This is a genomic window from Streptomyces sp. NPDC047886, from assembly GCF_043204435.1.
Classification (GTDB): domain Bacteria; phylum Actinomycetota; class Actinomycetes; order Streptomycetales; family Streptomycetaceae; genus Streptomyces.
This window is the reverse complement of sequence record NZ_JBIDCF010000013.1, coordinates 122274-138185: the sequence shown is the minus strand read 5'-3', so window position 1 is coordinate 138185 and position 15912 is coordinate 122274. Positions and strand designations below refer to the sequence as shown.

At 71.9% G+C, this 15912-nt stretch carries 14 protein-coding genes and 1 pseudogene; 13 read left to right on the top strand and 2 right to left on the bottom strand.

Annotated features, from left to right (window positions below; translation table 11 throughout):
* A pseudogene (locus ACGF5U_RS29890) lies at positions 1–193 on the top strand (hypothetical protein); the annotation flags it as partial.
* Positions 194–275: 82 nt separating this feature from the next.
* Complete coding sequence (locus tag ACGF5U_RS29885; protein WP_392717701.1) at positions 276–1637, top strand: replication-associated recombination protein A; 1362 nt, start codon at positions 276–278, stop codon at positions 1635–1637.
* 22 nt (positions 1638–1659) lie between these two features.
* On the opposite strand, the gene ACGF5U_RS29880 is transcribed toward ACGF5U_RS29885, so the two are convergent.
* A complete protein-coding gene (locus ACGF5U_RS29880) occupies positions 1660–2358 on the bottom strand; it encodes a DUF2470 domain-containing protein (RefSeq protein ID WP_392717699.1) in 699 nt (232 codons plus the stop codon).
* Between the two features lie 191 nt (positions 2359–2549).
* Between ACGF5U_RS29880 and rpsD the strand changes: the two genes are divergently transcribed.
* Positions 2550–3164 (top strand): 30S ribosomal protein S4, encoded by a 615-nt coding sequence (gene rpsD / locus ACGF5U_RS29875; protein WP_392717697.1) that lies wholly within the window; start codon positions 2550–2552, stop codon positions 3162–3164.
* A 25-nt stretch (positions 3165–3189) separates the two neighbouring features.
* Here rpsD and ACGF5U_RS29870 read toward each other — a convergent pair whose 3' ends face one another.
* The gene (locus ACGF5U_RS29870; protein ID WP_392717695.1) at positions 3190–5508 is read right to left on the bottom strand and encodes an ATP-binding protein; all 2319 of its coding nucleotides are present in this window, start codon (positions 5506–5508) and stop codon (positions 3190–3192) included.
* Positions 5509–5724: 216 nt separating this feature from the next.
* Between ACGF5U_RS29870 and ACGF5U_RS29865 the strand changes: the two genes are divergently transcribed.
* The 10 genes from ACGF5U_RS29865 (at position 5725) to aroQ (ending at position 15865) form a co-directional block, all read left to right on the top strand.
* Complete coding sequence (locus ACGF5U_RS29865; RefSeq protein WP_392717693.1) at positions 5725–6162, top strand: DUF948 domain-containing protein; 438 nt, start codon at positions 5725–5727, stop codon at positions 6160–6162.
* A gap of 8 nt (positions 6163–6170) precedes the next feature.
* Positions 6171–6506 (top strand): DUF6167 family protein, encoded by a 336-nt coding sequence (locus ACGF5U_RS29860; RefSeq protein WP_392717691.1) that lies wholly within the window; start codon positions 6171–6173, stop codon positions 6504–6506.
* Positions 6506–9175, top strand: a complete 2670-nt coding sequence (gene alaS, locus ACGF5U_RS29855; RefSeq protein ID WP_392717689.1) for an alanine--tRNA ligase — start codon at positions 6506–6508, stop codon at positions 9173–9175. The genes ACGF5U_RS29860 and alaS overlap by 1 nt, the downstream gene beginning before the upstream one ends.
* Entirely contained in the window at positions 9175–9648 is a 474-nt protein-coding gene (gene ruvX, locus ACGF5U_RS29850; protein WP_392717687.1) for a Holliday junction resolvase RuvX, read from the top strand. Before alaS ends, ruvX begins: the two co-directional genes overlap by 1 nt.
* A gap of 98 nt (positions 9649–9746) precedes the next feature.
* Positions 9747–11618 carry an endolytic transglycosylase MltG gene (gene mltG, locus ACGF5U_RS29845; protein WP_392717685.1) on the top strand — a complete coding sequence of 624 codons (1872 nt, stop codon included), beginning with the start codon at positions 9747–9749 and terminating at the stop codon, positions 11616–11618.
* The gene (locus tag ACGF5U_RS29840; RefSeq protein ID WP_392717683.1) at positions 11615–12442 is read left to right on the top strand and encodes a shikimate dehydrogenase; all 828 of its coding nucleotides are present in this window, start codon (positions 11615–11617) and stop codon (positions 12440–12442) included. The genes mltG and ACGF5U_RS29840 overlap by 4 nt, the downstream gene beginning before the upstream one ends.
* A gap of 153 nt (positions 12443–12595) precedes the next feature.
* On the top strand, positions 12596–13780 hold the full coding sequence (aroC, locus tag ACGF5U_RS29835) for a chorismate synthase (protein ID WP_392717681.1): 1185 nt from the start codon (positions 12596–12598) through the stop codon (positions 13778–13780).
* Entirely contained in the window at positions 13777–14337 is a 561-nt protein-coding gene (locus tag ACGF5U_RS29830; RefSeq protein WP_392717679.1) for a shikimate kinase, read from the top strand. Before aroC ends, ACGF5U_RS29830 begins: the two co-directional genes overlap by 4 nt.
* On the top strand, positions 14334–15428 hold the full coding sequence (gene aroB, locus ACGF5U_RS29825) for a 3-dehydroquinate synthase (protein WP_392717677.1): 1095 nt from the start codon (positions 14334–14336) through the stop codon (positions 15426–15428). Before ACGF5U_RS29830 ends, aroB begins: the two co-directional genes overlap by 4 nt.
* Positions 15425–15865, top strand: a complete 441-nt coding sequence (gene aroQ / locus ACGF5U_RS29820) for a type II 3-dehydroquinate dehydratase (protein ID WP_392717675.1) — start codon at positions 15425–15427, stop codon at positions 15863–15865. The genes aroB and aroQ overlap by 4 nt, the downstream gene beginning before the upstream one ends.
* Positions 15866–15912 lie beyond the last annotated feature (47 nt).

The following is a 15912-nucleotide window of genomic DNA, read 5'->3' as shown; positions in this document are numbered from 1 at the left end:
CTCGCTGGCGTGGGTCGCGACGATCGTCATGTTCTGGTACGTGACCTCGCACAACGTCCGGCACGGCCTGCTGCCCGCGCCCGCCCCCGTGCGGAACTTCCTGGACGAGTTCACCTGGGTGCTGCCCGCCCTGCACATCGGGATCATCGGCATGCTGATCCTGACCCGCTGGTGGGACTTCTGGACCAGCTGACCGTACCCACCGGTCCGGGCGGCGTCCGCCCGCTGTCCACAAGCCGACGGTGCTGTCAGTGGGCTGACATAGGCTTCACGGTGTGGAGCCCGACCTCTTTACCGCCGCTGCGGAAGAACGCCAGGAGAAGGACCCCGCCAGCAGTCCGCTGGCGGTGCGGATGCGCCCGCGCACGCTGGACGAAGTCGTCGGCCAGCAGCATCTGCTGAAGCCCGGGTCACCGCTGCGCCGCCTCGTCGGAGACGGTGACGGCGGTCCTGCGGGCGCCTCGTCCGTGATCCTCTGGGGGCCGCCCGGCATCGGCAAGACGACCCTGGCGTACGTGGTGTCGAAGGCGACCAACAAGCGGTTCGTGGAGCTCTCGGCGATCACCGCGGGCGTCAAGGAGGTCCGCGCCGTCATCGAGGGGGCCCGCCGGGCAGCGGGCGGCTTCGGCAAGGAGACCGTGCTGTTCCTGGACGAGATCCACCGGTTCAGCAAGGCGCAGCAGGACTCCCTCCTGCCGGCCGTCGAGAACCGCTGGGTCACGCTGATCGCGGCGACGACCGAGAACCCGTACTTCTCGGTGATCTCACCGCTGCTGTCCCGGTCGCTGCTGCTCACCCTGGAGCCGCTGACCGACGACGATCTGCGGGGGCTGCTGAAGCGGGCGCTGACGGAGGAGCGCGGTCTGGGCGGTGCGGTCACGCTGCCGGAGGAGTCGGAGGCGCATCTGCTGCGGATCGCCGGCGGTGACGCCCGGCGGGCGCTCACGGCGCTGGAGGCGGCGGCCGGCGCGGCCATCAGCAAGGGCGAGCCGGAGATCACCCTGGCGACGCTGGAGGCGACGGTCGACCGGGCGGCGGTGAAGTACGACCGGGACGGCGACCAGCACTACGACGTGGCGAGTGCCCTGATCAAGTCGATCCGGGGCTCGGACGTGGACGCGGCGCTGCACTATCTGGCGCGGATGATCGAGGCGGGGGAGGACCCCCGGTTCATCGCGCGCCGGCTGATGATCTCGGCCAGCGAGGACATCGGCCTCGCGGACCCCGGCGCGCTGCCCCTCGCCGTCGCGGCGGCACAGGCCGTCGCCATGATCGGCTTCCCGGAGGCGGCGCTCACGCTCGCCCACGCCACGGTCGCGCTCGCGCTGGCGCCGAAGTCGAACGCGGTGACCAACGCGGTCTTCGCGGCGCAGGCGGATGTGCGCGCCGGTCTCGCGGGTCCGGTCCCGGCCCATCTGCGCGACGGCCATTACAAGGGCGCGGCCAAGCTCGGCCACGCCCAGAACTATGTGTACCCGCACGACGTGCCGGGCGGGATCGCCGCCCAGCAGTACGCCCCGGACAAGGTCCACGGCAAGCGCTACTACCAGCCGACCCGGTACGGCGCGGAGGCACGGTACGCGGACGTGGTCGAGAAGGTCCGCGAACGGCTGCGCGGCGAGCAGGACCCGGCGTGACGGTGCGGGTCTGGGGATCCCCCTAGGCTCCGGCCGCTTCGAACAGGGCGTGCATGGACCGGCGGAGCCCGCTGATGTCCCGTACGGGTTCGGGGAAGTCGAAGCGGGCGTCGAACGAGCGGCCCCCGGCCTCCTGGCAGCGGACCCGCAGGCCGAACCGGTCCAGGGCCAGCGGGGCCACGCGCCGCACGGCCGATTCGCCCTCGCCCGCCCGGTCGCCGAGGAGGCTGGTCAGGGTCAGCAGCTGCCGGTCGTGCGCGGTGGCCAGGTGCTGGAGGAGATCCGTCTCGTACGAGGCGAGGGGGTCGGGCTGGGCCCTGGCGAAGTCCTCGGGTTCGACGGGGCCGGCGCCCCACAGGTCGTCGACGTAGAGGTCGCCGATCTCCAGGCGGAGCATCATGTGGCCGGGGGCGGCGATGCCGGGTGCGAGGGTCAGCCAGCCGGAGATCCAGGCGCGGCCGCGGATGCGGTCGGGGACGGCGACCGGGGCGACGTCGGTGATCTCCAGGACGGCCGACAGTTCGTCGGCCTGGGCGTGGGTGGCGGCGCGTACGGTGGGGGATGCGGCCGGGTAGAGCAGGAAGAGTTCACCGTCGGGGCCGACGGTGCGGGCGTCGGGGACCAGCTGCTCGGGGCGGGCCGTATCGGCTCCGGGAACGAGCAGCACCGAGGAGCATGTACCCTGTACGAGAGTTCGTGTGCGCTCGGCTGCTGACGGCATCCGTGCGATTTCAAGCCCGCTGGGACGCGGCTGACCATGAGCTGATCGGACCTCCGTCACATCGATGCCCTGCTGAGAGGCATCGTTCTTTGTGCTGCTGTCTGTGATGCGCGTGGTGTTCCCAGGGCGAGACATGCGATCTCCTTGAGTAAGGTGAGCCTAACCTAACCTATTTCGGAGGTCTGGAGAACGTGCCTAACCAGTCGCGTCCCAAGGTCAAGAAGTCTCGTGCGCTCGGCATCGCGCTGACGCCGAAGGCCGTCAAGTACTTCGAGGCCCGCCCGTACCCGCCGGGTGAGCACGGCCGTGGCCGCAAGCAGAACTCGGACTACAAGGTCCGTCTGCTCGAGAAGCAGCGTCTGCGCGCCCAGTACGACATCAGCGAGCGCCAGATGGCCCGCGCCTACGACCGCGCGAAGAAGGCCGAGGGCAAGACGGGCGAGGCGCTGGTCGTCGAGCTCGAGCGCCGTCTCGACGCCCTGGTCCTGCGTTCGGGCATCGCCCGCACCATCTACCAGGCCCGCCAGATGGTCGTCCACGGCCACATCGAGGTCAACGGCGGCAAGGTCGACAAGCCGTCCTTCCGCGTCCGCCCCGACGACGTCGTGATGGTCCGCGAGCGCAGCCGCAGCAAGACGCTGTTCCAGGTCGCGCGTGAGGGTGGCTTCGCCCCCGACGGCGAGACCCCGCGCTACCTCCAGGTCAACCTGAAGGCCCTGGCGTTCCGTCTCGACCGCGACCCGAACCGCAAGGAGATCCCGGTCATCTGCGACGAGCAGCTGGTCGTCGAGTACTACGCCCGCTGACCCGGACGCAGTACCCCAGCGGTACTCAGCCCGCCGCCTCCCCGCCGTTTCCGGTGGGGGAGCCGGCGGGCTTCCGCGTTTCCGGCCCCGTCGGCCCCTCCGGACCGCTCGGGCCGCCCTGACCGCCCGGCCCCTCCGGAGCCTCCCGGCCCTCTGCGGCCTCCCGGCCCTCCGGGGCCGCCTGCGGCCTGGCCCCCCGGGCCGGGACCGGCGGCATCGGCAGCGCCGCACGCCGCTCCCGCCCGGGCGGGGCCAGCGCCCGCGCCACCGCCGCGTCCGCGGACAGCGCGCCGCCCTCCGCCACGTACGCCCGGAACCGCTCCGCCCCGAGAGCCTCGGCCGCCCGCAGCTCGCACAGCGCCCGCGGCGAACCGAAGTAGCCGGACCCGAACAGCGGCAGCCCCACGCCCTCCCACATCGAGCCGGCCGCGCCCTGGAGCACCGCGGCCTCGGCGGGGTCACCCTCGCTGGCCGTCACCAGGGCCAGCAGCTCGACGGCCAGCACCAGCCCCACCAGATCGTGGAACGCGTGGTCGATGGTGATGCACTCGTCGAGGAGCCCGCGCGCCTCGCCGTGATCGCCCCGGGTCCATGCCGCGTACGCCAGCACGTAGAGCGCGTACGCCCGGGTCCAGCGCTCGCCCCGGTCCTCGCACACCTCGCGGACGTCCTCGCAGAGCGCTACCGCGGACTCCAGATCCCCCTGGAACACCTTCGTCATCGCCAGCTCCACCTGCCCCATCAGCACACTGCTGTTGAGCTCGCCCAGCTCCCGGTACGCGGCGAGAGCCCGTCCGAGCAGCTCCTCCGCACGCGCCATGTCGTCGGACACCAGCGCCAGACACCCCATCCGGTGTGTGGTGTACGCCGTCGCCAGCGCGTTGCCGACACGCGCCGCCCGCTCGCCGCACTCATGGAGCGCGGCCACCGCCGCCGTACCGTCCCCCTGCAGGATCGCCACATAGCCCAGCACCCACAGCGCCTTCAGCCGCGCGTCCTCATGCCCGGCCTCCGCCCGCCCGGCTTCCGCGCCGCCGCCCTCCCGAGCCGGCCCGCTCTCCCGCGCCTCCCCGCCGTGCCGCACCTCCGCCGCGAGCGCCCGGTCCAGCCAGTGCCGCCCCTCGGCCAGCCGCCCGCACCCCACCCAGTAGAACCACAGCGTGCCCGCCAGGTGCTGCGCGAGATGCGCCTCGCCCGGTGCGTCCAGGCACAGCTCCAGGGCGGCCCGCAGATTGGGCAGCGCGCTGTCGGCGCACGCCGCCACCTCCGCCTGGCGCGGACTGAACCAGTCCAGCTCGCACCAGGTCGCGAGACCCATGTACCAGTCGCGGTGCCGCCGCCGCAGCCGCTCGTCGTCGCCCAGCGCGGCCAGCCACTCCGCCCCGTACGCCGCGACCGTGTCGAGCATCCGGTAGCGCAGCCCGGCCGCGCCCTCCTCCCGCACGACCACGCACTGGGCCAGCAGCTCCGCGAGCACGTCCAGCACCCGGTCCGCCGGCAGCTCGGGCCCGCCGCACACGTACTCGACCGCCTCCAGGTCGAACGGCCCGGCGAAGACCGACAGCCGCGCCCACAGCAACCGCTCCTCCGGCGTGCACAGCTCGTGGCTCCAGCCGATCGCGGTGCGCAGCGTCCGGTGCCGGCCGAGGCCGCCGCGACTGCCCCGGGTCAGCAGCCGGAACCGGTCGTCGAGGCGGTGCAGCACCTGCTCCACGGTGAGCGCGGGCAGCCGCCCCGCCGCCAGCTCCAGGGCCAGCGGGATCCCGTCCAGGCGCCGGCACAGCTCCCGCACGGCGGCCGCGTCACCGCGGAACCCGGGCAGCACGGCCACGGCCCGCTCGGTGAACAGGCGCGCCGCGTCCCCCTCCGCCATCGGGGCGAGCGGCAGCACCGCCTCGCCGTCCACCCGCAGCGGCCGCCGCCCCGCCGCGAGGACGGTGAGCCCCGGTGCCCGGCACAGCAACCGCCGCACCACGACCGCGCACTCCTCCACCAGATGCTCGAAGCCGTCGACGACGAGCAGCAGCCGCCGGTCGGCGAGATGGTCGGCCAGCACCTCGCGCGGCGGCCTGCTGGTGTGGTCGGTCAGGCCGAGCGCCTCCACCAGCGCGTGATCGAGCAGACCCGGATCCCTCAGCGGGGCCAGCTCGGCCAGCCGTACACCGTCGCAGTAGCGTTCCTGCACTTCCCGGGCGGCCCGCACCACGAGCCGCGTCTTGCCCACACCGCCCATGCCGACCACGGTGACCAGCCGGGATCCCGCCAGCAGCCCGGTCAGTTCCTGGAGTTCGTCGTCCCGTCCGACGAACCGGTTGAGCTCCGCCGGGAGATTGCTGCGCCGCATGGGACACGGAGCGTACCGACGGGAACGCGCTCCGTACAACCGGACTGGACGGCTCCCCTCTCCGGGCCGTCTCCCCCCGTGGTGCGCCATGCCGTTCCGGCCCTAATGCGGTACGGGGAGCGACGTGCGGCGCGATAGGCTCGGACAACGACTTTCGGGGACCGGACACCGCAGATCCGGTCCCGACGGGCTTCGACGAGCAGAGAGCGGTGCACTGTGACCGGTGGAGAGGTTGCCGGGATCCTGGTGGCCGTCTTCTGGGCGATCCTGGTGTCCTTCCTGGCCGTGGTGCTGGTCCGGCTGGCCCAGACGCTCAAGGCGACCACCCGGCTGGTGGCGGACGTGACCGAGCAGGCGGTTCCCCTGCTGGCCGACGCCTCCGCGACCGTACGGTCCGCGCAGACCCAGCTCGACCGGGTCGACGCCATCGCCTCCGACGTCCAGGAAGTCACCTCCAACGCGTCCGCGCTCTCCACCACGGTCGCGTCGACCTTCGGCGGCCCCCTGGTCAAGGTCGCGGCCTTCGGCTACGGAGTGCGCCGCGCGCTGGGCCGGAACAAGAACGACAGGGCGGCCGAACAAGCCCCGCGTACGGTGCTCGTCGGCCGTACGGTGCCTCGGGCACGCCGGGGCGGCCGAAAGCGGAAAGGCTGACGCAAGGGATGTTCCGCCGTGCTTTCTGGTTCACCGCGGGAGCGGCGGCCGGTGTGTGGGCGACCACCAAGGTCAATCGCAAGCTGAAGCAGCTGACCCCCGAGAGCCTCGCCGCGCAGGCCGCCGACAAGGCCGTCGAGGCCGGTCACCGGCTCAAGGACTTCGCCCTCGACGTACGCGCGGGAATGCTCCAGCGCGAGGCCGAGTTGGAGGACGCACTGGGCCTTGAGGCGCCGGTCGACCCCGCCCTCCCGGCCCCGCGCCGCACGGCCATCGGCCGCGGCACCCCGCCCACCGGCCGCCCCTATCCCCACCACTCGTACAACCGGAATGAGGACCACTGATGGAGTCGGCTGAAATCCGCCGCCGCTGGCTGAGCTTCTTCGAGGAGCGCGGGCACACCGTCGTGCCTTCGGCGTCGCTCATCGCGGACGACCCGACTCTGCTGCTGGTCAACGCGGGCATGGTGCCCTTCAAGCCGTACTTCCTCGGCGAGACCAAGCCGCCCGCCCCGCGCGCCACCAGCGTGCAGAAGTGCGTCCGCACGCCGGACATCGAAGAGGTCGGCAAGACCACCCGGCACGGCACGTTCTTCCAGATGTGCGGCAACTTCTCCTTCGGTGACTACTTCAAGGAAGGGGCCATCGAGCTCGCCTGGGAGCTGCTCACCACCCCGGTCGACAAGGGCGGCTACGGCCTCGACCCCGAGCGGCTGTGGATCACCGTCTACCAGGACGACGACGAGGCCGAGCAGATCTGGCGGGACAGGATCGGCGTCCCCGCCGAGCGCATCCAGCGCCTGGGCAAGAAGGACAACTTCTGGTCCATGGGCGTCCCCGGCCCCTGCGGACCCTGCTCCGAGATCAACTACGACCGCGGCCCCGAGTTCGGCGTCGAAGGCGGCCCGGCCGTCAACGACGAGCGGTACGTGGAGATCTGGAACCTGGTCTTCATGCAGTACGAGCGGGGCGCCGGCGACGGCAAGGAGGACTTCCCGATCCTCGGCGACCTGCCGTCCAAGAACATCGACACCGGCCTCGGCCTGGAACGTCTCGCCATGATCCTGCAGGGCGTGCGGAACATGTACGAGACCGACACCCTCCGGGTCGTCATCGACAAGGCCACCGAGCTCACCGGCGTCCGGTACGGCGACAAGCACGACACCGACGTCTCGCTGCGTGTGGTCGCCGACCACATCCGTACATCGGTGATGCTCATCGGCGACGGCGTCGCCCCCGGCAACGAGGGCCGTGGCTATGTGCTGCGCCGCATCATGCGCCGCGCCATCCGCAACATGCGCCTCCTCGGCGCCACCGGTCCGGTCGTCAAGGACCTCATCGACGTCGTGATCGACACGATGGGCCTGCAGTACCCCGAGCTGCTCACCGACCGCACCCGCGTCGAGACCGTCGCCCTCGCCGAAGAGGCCGCCTTCCTCAAGGCCCTCAAGGGCGGCACCAACATCCTCGACGCCGCCGTCACCGAGACCAAGGCCGCCGGCTCCGGCGTGCTCCCCGGCGACAAGGCCTTCCTGCTCCACGACACCTGGGGCTTCCCGATCGACCTCACCCTGGAGATGGCCGCCGAGCAGGGCCTCTCCGTGGACGAGGACGGCTTCCGCCGCCTGATGAAGGAGCAGCGCGAGCGCGCCAAGGCCGACGCCAAGGCCAAGAAGACCGGCCACGCCGACGTCAGCGCCTACCGCGAGATCGCCGACACCTCCGGCGCCACCACGTTCACCGGGTACACCCACACCGAGGGCGAGTCGACCATCGTCGGCCTCGTCGTCAACGGTGTGCCGTCGCCGGCCGCCACCGAGGGCGACGACGTCGAGGTCGTCCTCGACCGCACCCCCTTCTACGCCGAGGGCGGCGGCCAGCTCGCCGACCAGGGCCGTATCAAGCTCGACTCGGGCGCCGTCATCGAGGTCCGCGATGTCCAGCAGCCGGTCCCCGGCGTCTCCGTGCACAAGGGCTCGGTGCAGGTCGGCGAGGTGACCGTGGGCGCCTCCGCCTACGCCGCCATCGACGTCCGGCGCCGCCGGGCCATCGCCCGCGCCCACAGCGCCACGCACCTGACGCACCAGGCGCTGCGCGACGCCCTCGGCCCGACGGCCGCCCAGGCCGGTTCGGAGAACTCCCCGGGCCGCTTCCGCTTCGACTTCGGTTCGCCCGCCGCCGTACCCGGCACGGTCCTGACCGACGTCGAGCAGAAGATCAACGAGGTCCTCGCCAGGGAGCTCGACGTCCAGGCCGAGGTCATGAGCATCGACGAGGCCAAGAAGCAGGGCGCCATCGCCGAGTTCGGCGAGAAGTACGGCGAGCGCGTCCGCGTCGTGACCATCGGCGACTTCTCCAAGGAGCTGTGCGGCGGTACGCACGTCCACAACACCGCCCAGCTCGGCCTGGTGAAGCTGCTCGGCGAGTCCTCCATCGGCTCCGGCGTCCGCCGGATCGAGGCCCTGGTCGGTGTCGACGCCTACCACTTCCTGGCCCGTGAGCACACGGTCGTCGCCCAGCTCCAGGAGCTGGTCAAGGGACGGCCCGAGGAGCTCCCGGAGAAGATCTCCACCATGCTCGGCAAGCTGAGGGACGCCGAGAAGGAGATCGAGAAGTTCCGCGCCGAGAAGGTGCTCCAGGCCGCCGCCGGGCTCGCCCGGGGCGCCAAGGACATCCGCGGTGTCGCCCTCGTCACCGGCCAGGTCCCGGACGGCACGTCCGCCGACGACCTGCGCAAGCTGGTCCTCGACGTCCGCGGCCGCGTCCCCGGCGACCGTCCGGCCGTCGTCGCCCTGTTCAGCACGGCGAACGGCCGCCCGCTGACCGTCATCGCCACCAACGAGGCCGCCCGTGAGCGCGGTCTCAAGGCCGGTGAGCTCGTCCGTACCGCCGCCAAGACCCTCGGCGGCGGCGGTGGCGGCAAGCCGGACGTCGCCCAGGGCGGCGGCCAGAACCCGGACGCCGTCGGCGACGCCATCGACGCCGTCGAGCGCCTCGTCACCGAAACGGCCTGATGAGCGGGGTGCGACGGGGGCGCCGGCTCGCGATCGACGTCGGGGACGCCCGGATCGGGGTCGCCTCGTGCGACCCCGACGGGGTCCTCGCCACCCCGGTGGAGACCGTGCCGGGACGTGACGTCCCGGCCGCCCACCGGCGGTTGCGGCAGCTCGTGGCGGAGTACGAACCCATCGAGATCGTGGTCGGGCTCCCCCGCTCCCTGAGCGGGGGCGAGGGCCCGGCCGCCGTCAAGGTGCGTGCCTTCGCGCAGGAGCTCGCCCGGCTGAACGCGCCCGTCCCGGTGCGGCTGGTGGACGAGAGGATGACCACGGTGACCGCGGGGCAGGGGCTGCGCGCCTCGGGCGTGAAGTCCAGAAAGGGCCGGTCCGTCATCGACCAGGCAGCCGCTGTGATCATCCTTCAGAACGCTCTTGAGTCCGAACGGGTATCAGGTAATCCGCCCGGCGAGGGCGTCGAAGTGGTCATCTGATCGCGATACGGTAACGTTCCGCGCGATGCGGCTGTTCGAACAACAGCCGCACAACGTAGAGGCGGACGACCGGAAGCCTCGCGGCTGTTTGGGGATCGATGACTGAATATGGCCGGAGCCCCGGCTCCGAACCGTGGCACCCCGAGGACCCTCTCTACGGGCACCAGGGGTGGGAAGGTCAGCAGGCCGACGGCCCGTACTACCAGCAGCACGCGCAGCAGCAGTACGGTGCCGGCCAGCAGGGTGCCTATCCGCAGCAGTCCCCGCAGCCGCAGGGCTACGGCGATCCGCAGTACGGCGCTCAGCAGGGCTACGACACGTCCGCCCAGGGCTACCCCGCGCAGAACTACGGCGGCCAGGGCGGCGGCTACGGTGAACAGCAGTACGGCGAGCAGCAGTACGGCGACCAGCAGTACGGGGACCGGCAGTACGGTGGCCAGTACGGCGAGCAGCAGGGGCACGGTCAGCCGCAGGGCCCGGCGCACGGACAGCAGCCCCAGCACGCCCAGCACGGACAGCAGCCCCAGCACGGTCACGGCCAGCAGCCGTACGACGGAACCTGGGACACCGGCCAGCAGGCCGCCATGCCCTACGGCGCCACCCCGCCGCCCGCCGACCCCTACGGCGGCCAGAACCCCGACCTGTACGGCACCCCCGAGGCGTACCCGCCGCCGCAGCCCCCGGGCCAGCGCCGCGCGCCCGCCCAGGAGTCGGAGCCGAAGCCGGAGCCGGACTGGGAGGCCGAGCCGCCGGAGGAGGAGAAGCACCCGTTCTTCACCGGGGACGACGGCCGCGCGGACGACGAGGACGACGCCTACGACGACGACCCGGCCGAGAACCGCCGCGGCTCCCGCGACCGGCGCGGCAAGACCAAGAAGCGCAAGAGCCGCAACGGCTGCGCGTGCCTGGTCGTCACCCTGGTCCTCGCGGGCGGCCTCGGCGGCGTCGGCTACTTCGGCTACCAGTTCCTCCAGGGCCAGTTCGGCGCGGCGCCCGACTACGAGGGCACGGGCACCAGCGAGACGGTCGAGGTGGAGATCCCGCTCGGAGCGGGCGGCGCCGAGATCGGCAACATCCTGCTGAAGGCCGGCGTGGTGAAGAGCCAGGGGGCCTTCATCGCCGCCCAGGAGAAGAACCCCAAGGGCCGGAGCATCCAGGCGGGCGTCTACCTGCTGAAGAAGGGCATGTCGGCGGCTTCGGCCGTCGAGGCCATGCTCAATCCCGCGAGCCAGAACGCCTTCATCATCCCCGAGGGCAAGCGGAACGCGTGGATCTACGAGCAGATCGACAAGCGGCTCGAACTCAAGGCCGGAACCACCAAGGGGGTGGCGAAGGCGCAGGCGGACAAGCTCGGCCTGCCGGAATGGGCGACCGGGCACAAGAACGTCAAGGACCCGCTGGAAGGATTCCTCTTCCCGGCCGCCTACCCGGTGGCCAAGGGCAGCAAGCCCGAGGACGTCCTCAAGAAGATGGTCAACCGCGCCAACACCGAGTACGGCAAGCTCGACCTCGAGGCGAAGGCGAAGACGCTCGGTCTCGACGGCCCGTGGGAGCTCATCACGGTCGCGAGCCTCGTCCAGGTCGAGGGCAAGTACAAGCACGACTTCGACAAGGTCTCGCGGGTCGTCTACAACCGGCTCAAGCCGAACAACGTCGAGACGGTCGGCCGGCTCGAGTTCGACTCCACGGTCAACTACCTCAAGGGGCAGAGCACCCTCGACGTCGGCTCCGTTGCGGATCTCCGCAAGATCAAGGACCCGTACAACACGTACGACATCAAGGGGCTGACCCCCGGGCCGATCAGCAACCCCGGAATCCAGGCCGTGAAGTCGGCGATGGATCCGACGCCCGGACCCTGGTACTACTTCGTGTCCATCAACGAGAACAAGACAGTCTTCTCGGTGACGAACGACGAGCACAACCGGAACGTGGCGGAGTACGAGAAGGAACGGGAGAAGTCCGGCCAGTGAGCACAGCCAAGCGCGCAGCGGTCCTGGGGTCGCCCATCACGCACTCGCTGTCACCGGTCCTGCACCGGGCCGCGTACGCGGAACTGGGCCTCACCGACTGGTCGTACGACCGCTTCGAGGTGGACGAGGCCCGGCTGCCCGACTTCTTCAGGACGCTGGACGCCTCCTGGGCCGGTCTGTCGCTGACCATGCCGCTGAAGCGGGCTGTCATCCCGCTCCTCGACGAGATCACCGAGACGGCCGGCTCGGTGGAGGCGGTCAACACCGTCGTTTTCACCGAGGACGGCCGCAAGACCGGCGACAACACCGACATCCCCGGCATGATCGCGGCACTGCGCGAGCGGGGCGTCGAGAAGGTGGACTCGGCCGCCGTCCTCGGCGCCGGTGCCACCGCCTCGTCCGCGCTCGCCGCGCTCGCCCGGATCTGCACGGGTCCCGTCACCGCCTACGTGCGCAGCGAGGCACGGGCCGAGGAGATGCGCGGCTGGGGCGAGCGGCTCGGCGTGGACGTCCGGACCGCCGAGTGGTCCGCCGCCGCCGACGCCCTGCGCGCGCCGCTGGTGATCGCCACGACGCCCGCCGGGGCGACCGACGAACTCGCCGCGGCCGTCCCGGACCGTCCCGGCACCCTCTTCGACGTGCTGTACGACCCGTGGCCGACCCCGCTGGCGGCCGCCTGGGCCGCCCGGCGGGGCGCGGTCGTCGGCGGCCTCGACCTCCTCGTCCACCAGGCCGTCCTGCAGGTCGAGCAGATGACCGGCCGTACGCCCGCGCCCCTGGCCGTGATGCGCGCGGCGGGCGAGGCCGCGCTCGCCGGACGCTGACCGCGCCTCCTTCGAAAAGTTCTATTCGAGCCGTCCGTCTGCTGGACCGGCGACCGGGTACGGGTTCCGACATGGGAGGATCGGGGGAGGCGGGCCAGGGCCGCGCACCCGGTCGCGCCGTCGCAGTTCGAGGCGCGAGCAGGAGGAGCACCGTTGAGCAGGTTGCGTTGGCTGACCGCGGGGGAGTCGCACGGACCCGCACTGGTGGCGACGCTGGAGGGTCTTCCCGCCGGTGTCCCGATCACCACGGAGATGGTGGCGGACCACCTCGCCCGGCGGCGGCTCGGTTACGGGCGCGGCGCCCGGATGAAGTTCGAGCGGGACGAGGTCACGTTCCTCGGCGGGGTCCGGCACGGTCTGACCATGGGCTCGCCTGTGGCGGTCATGGTGGGCAACACCGAGTGGCCGAAGTGGGAGAAGGTGATGGCGGCCGATCCGGTGGATCCGGCCGAGCTCGCCGACATCGCGCGCAACGCGCCGCTGACCCGGCCACGCCCCGGCCACGCCGACCTGGCCGGTATGCAGAAGTACGGGTTCGACGAGGCCCGTCCGGTGCTGGAGCGGGCGTCGGCGCGGGAGACCGCGGCCCGTGTCGCGCTGGGCGCGGTGGCGCGGTCGTACCTGAAGGAGACCGCAGGCATCGAGATCGTCTCGCACGTGGTGGAGCTGGCGGCCGCGAAGGCGCCGTACGGCGTCTACCCGACGCCGGCCGATGTCGAGAAGCTCGACGCGGACCCGGTGCGCTGCCTGGACGCCGACGCGTCGAAGGCGATGGTCGCCGAGATCGACCAGGCCCACAAGGACGGTGACACCCTCGGCGGTGTGGTCGAGGTCCTGGCCTACGGCGTGCCCGTGGGTCTCGGTTCGCATGTGCACTGGGACCGGCGCCTGGACGCCAGGCTGGCCGCCGCCCTCATGGGCATCCAGGCCATCAAGGGCGTCGAGGTCGGCGACGGCTTCGACCTGGCCCGGGTGCCGGGTTCCCAGGCGCACGACGAGATCGTCGGCACCGACGAGGGCATCCGCCGCGCGTCCGGCCGCTCGGGCGGTACGGAAGGCGGCCTCACCACCGGTGAGCTGCTGCGCGTACGGGCGGCGATGAAGCCGATCGCGACGGTGCCGCGCGCGCTCGCGACCGTCGACGTGGTGACCGGTGAGGCGGCCAAGGCGCACCACCAGCGCTCCGACGTGTGCGCCGTCCCGGCGGCGGGCATCGTCGCCGAGGCCATGGTCGCGCTGGTGCTGGCCGACGCGGTGGCGGAGAAGTTCGGCGGCGACAGCGTCGCCGAGACCCGCCGCAACGTCCGCTCCTACCTCGACAACCTCCACATCCGGTGACCGGCGGACCGCAGATCGTCCTGGTCGGGCCCATGGGCTCCGGCAAGTCGACGGTGGGCGCACTCCTCGCCGAGCGGCTCGGCGTGCCCTACCGGGACACCGACGCGGACATCGTCGCGGCCGAGGGGCGGGAGATCGCCGACATCTTCGTGGAGGAGGGCGAACCGTACTTCCGTGAGCGGGAGCGGGCGGCCGTGGCGGCCGCCGTCGCCGAGCACACGGGCGTCCTCGCCCTCGGCGGCGGAGCCGTACTCGACGCCGGCACGCGCGAGCTGCTCGCGGGGCTGCCGGTCGCCTATCTGTCGATGGACGTCGAGGAGGCGGTGCGCCGGGTCGGGCTGAACACCGCCCGCCCGCTGCTCGCCGTCAACCCGCGCCGCCAGTGGCGCGAGCTGATGGACGCGCGCCGCCATCTGTACGAGGAAGTCGCCCGTGCGGTCGTCGCCACCGACGACCGGACCCCCGAAGAGGTCGCCCAGGCGGTCGTCGACGCACTGGAGCTGAAGACGGTATCCCCCGGGGCGCAGGCCCCGGACCCCCGGCAGGAGAAGAAGTGACGGAGCAGGCAGTCACCCGCATTCAGGTCGGCGGCAGCGCGGGCCACGACCCGTACGAGGTGCTGGTCGGCCGGCAGCTGCTCGGTGAGCTCGGCGGGCTCGTCGGCGCCAGGGCCAAGCGTGTCGCCGTGATCCACCCCGAGGCGCTCGCCGAGACCGGCGAGGCCGTGCGCGCCGATCTCGCCGAGCAAGGCTACGAGGCCGTCGCCATCCAGGTGCCGAACGCGGAGGAGGCGAAGACCGCCGAGGTCGCCGCGTACTGCTGGAAGGCGCTCGGCCAGACCGGCTTCACCCGCACCGATGTGATCGTCGGCGTCGGCGGCGGTGCCACCACCGACCTCGCCGGGTTCGTTGCGGCGACCTGGCTGCGCGGAGTGCGCTGGATCGCCGTACCGACCACCGTCCTGGCCATGGTCGACGCGGCCGTCGGCGGCAAGACCGGCATCAACACCGCCGAGGGCAAGAACCTCGTCGGTGCCTTCCACCCGCCCGCCGGGGTGATCTGCGACCTCGCCGCCCTCGACTCGCTGCCGGTCAACGACTACGTCAGCGGGCTCGCCGAGATCATCAAGGCCGGTTTCATCGCCGACCCGGTGATCCTCGACCTGATCGAGGCGGACCCGGCCGCCGCGCGCACCCCCGCCGGGGCGCACACGGCCGAGCTGATCGAGCGGTCGATCCGCGTCAAGGCCGAGGTGGTGTCATCGGACCTGAAGGAGTCCGGACTCCGCGAGATCCTCAACTACGGCCACACCCTCGCCCACGCCATCGAGAAGAACGAGCGCTACAAGTGGCGGCACGGCGCGGCCGTCTCCGTCGGCATGGTCTTCGCCGCCGAGCTGGGCCGCCTCGCGGGGCGCCTGGACGACGCGACCGCCGACCGGCACCGTACGGTCCTGGAGTCCGTCGGGCTGCCGCTGACCTACCGGGGCGACCAGTGGCCCAAGCTGCTGGAGACCATGAAGGTCGACAAGAAGTCGCGGGGCGACCTGCTGCGCTTCATCGTCCTGGACGGCCTGGGCAAGCCCACCGTGCTGGAGGGCCCCGACCCGGCGGTGCTGGTCGCCGCCTACGGGGAGGTGTCGGCGTGACGAGCCGCGTCCTCGTGCTCAACGGGCCGAACCTGGGCCGGCTCGGCTCGCGTGAACCCGATGTGTACGGCTCGACGTCGTACGCCGGTCTGGTGGAGGCGTGCCGGACGCTCGGCAAGGAGCTCGGCTTCGACGTGGAGGTCCGCGAGACCAACGACGAGGGCGAGATGATCCGCTGGCTGCACGAGGCGGCCGACGGTTCGATTCCGGTCGTTCTCAACCCGGGCGCCTTCACGCACTACTCGTACGGGATGCGGGACGCGGCCGCCCAGCGGACGGCGCCCCTGATCGAGGTGCACATCTCCAACCCGTACACCCGCGAGGAGTTCCGTCACACCTCGGTCGTCGCGGCGGTCGCCAGCGGTACCGTCGCCGGCTTCGGCATCGGCTCCTACCGGCTGGCGCTGCGCGCGCTCGCCGAGGAACTGGACCGCTGACCGGCCGTTCGGGCACTCCACGCGCTCCCCGGCCGTTCACCCACTGA

Coding starts and splice junctions, on each gene's coding strand:
- alaS (WP_392717689.1), top strand. CDS start 6,506: ATGGAGTCGGCTGAAATCCGCCGCCGCTGGCTGAGCTTCTTCGAGGAG.
- mltG (WP_392717685.1), top strand. CDS start 9,747: ATGACTGAATATGGCCGGAGCCCCGGCTCCGAACCGTGGCACCCCGAG.
- ruvX (WP_392717687.1), top strand. CDS start 9,175: ATGAGCGGGGTGCGACGGGGGCGCCGGCTCGCGATCGACGTCGGGGAC.
- ACGF5U_RS29860 (WP_392717691.1), top strand. CDS start 6,171: ATGTTCCGCCGTGCTTTCTGGTTCACCGCGGGAGCGGCGGCCGGTGTG.
- ACGF5U_RS29870 (WP_392717695.1), bottom strand. CDS start 5,508: ATGCGGCGCAGCAATCTCCCGGCGGAGCTCAACCGGTTCGTCGGACGG.
- ACGF5U_RS29880 (WP_392717699.1), bottom strand. CDS start 2,358: ATGCCGTCAGCAGCCGAGCGCACACGAACTCTCGTACAGGGTACATGC.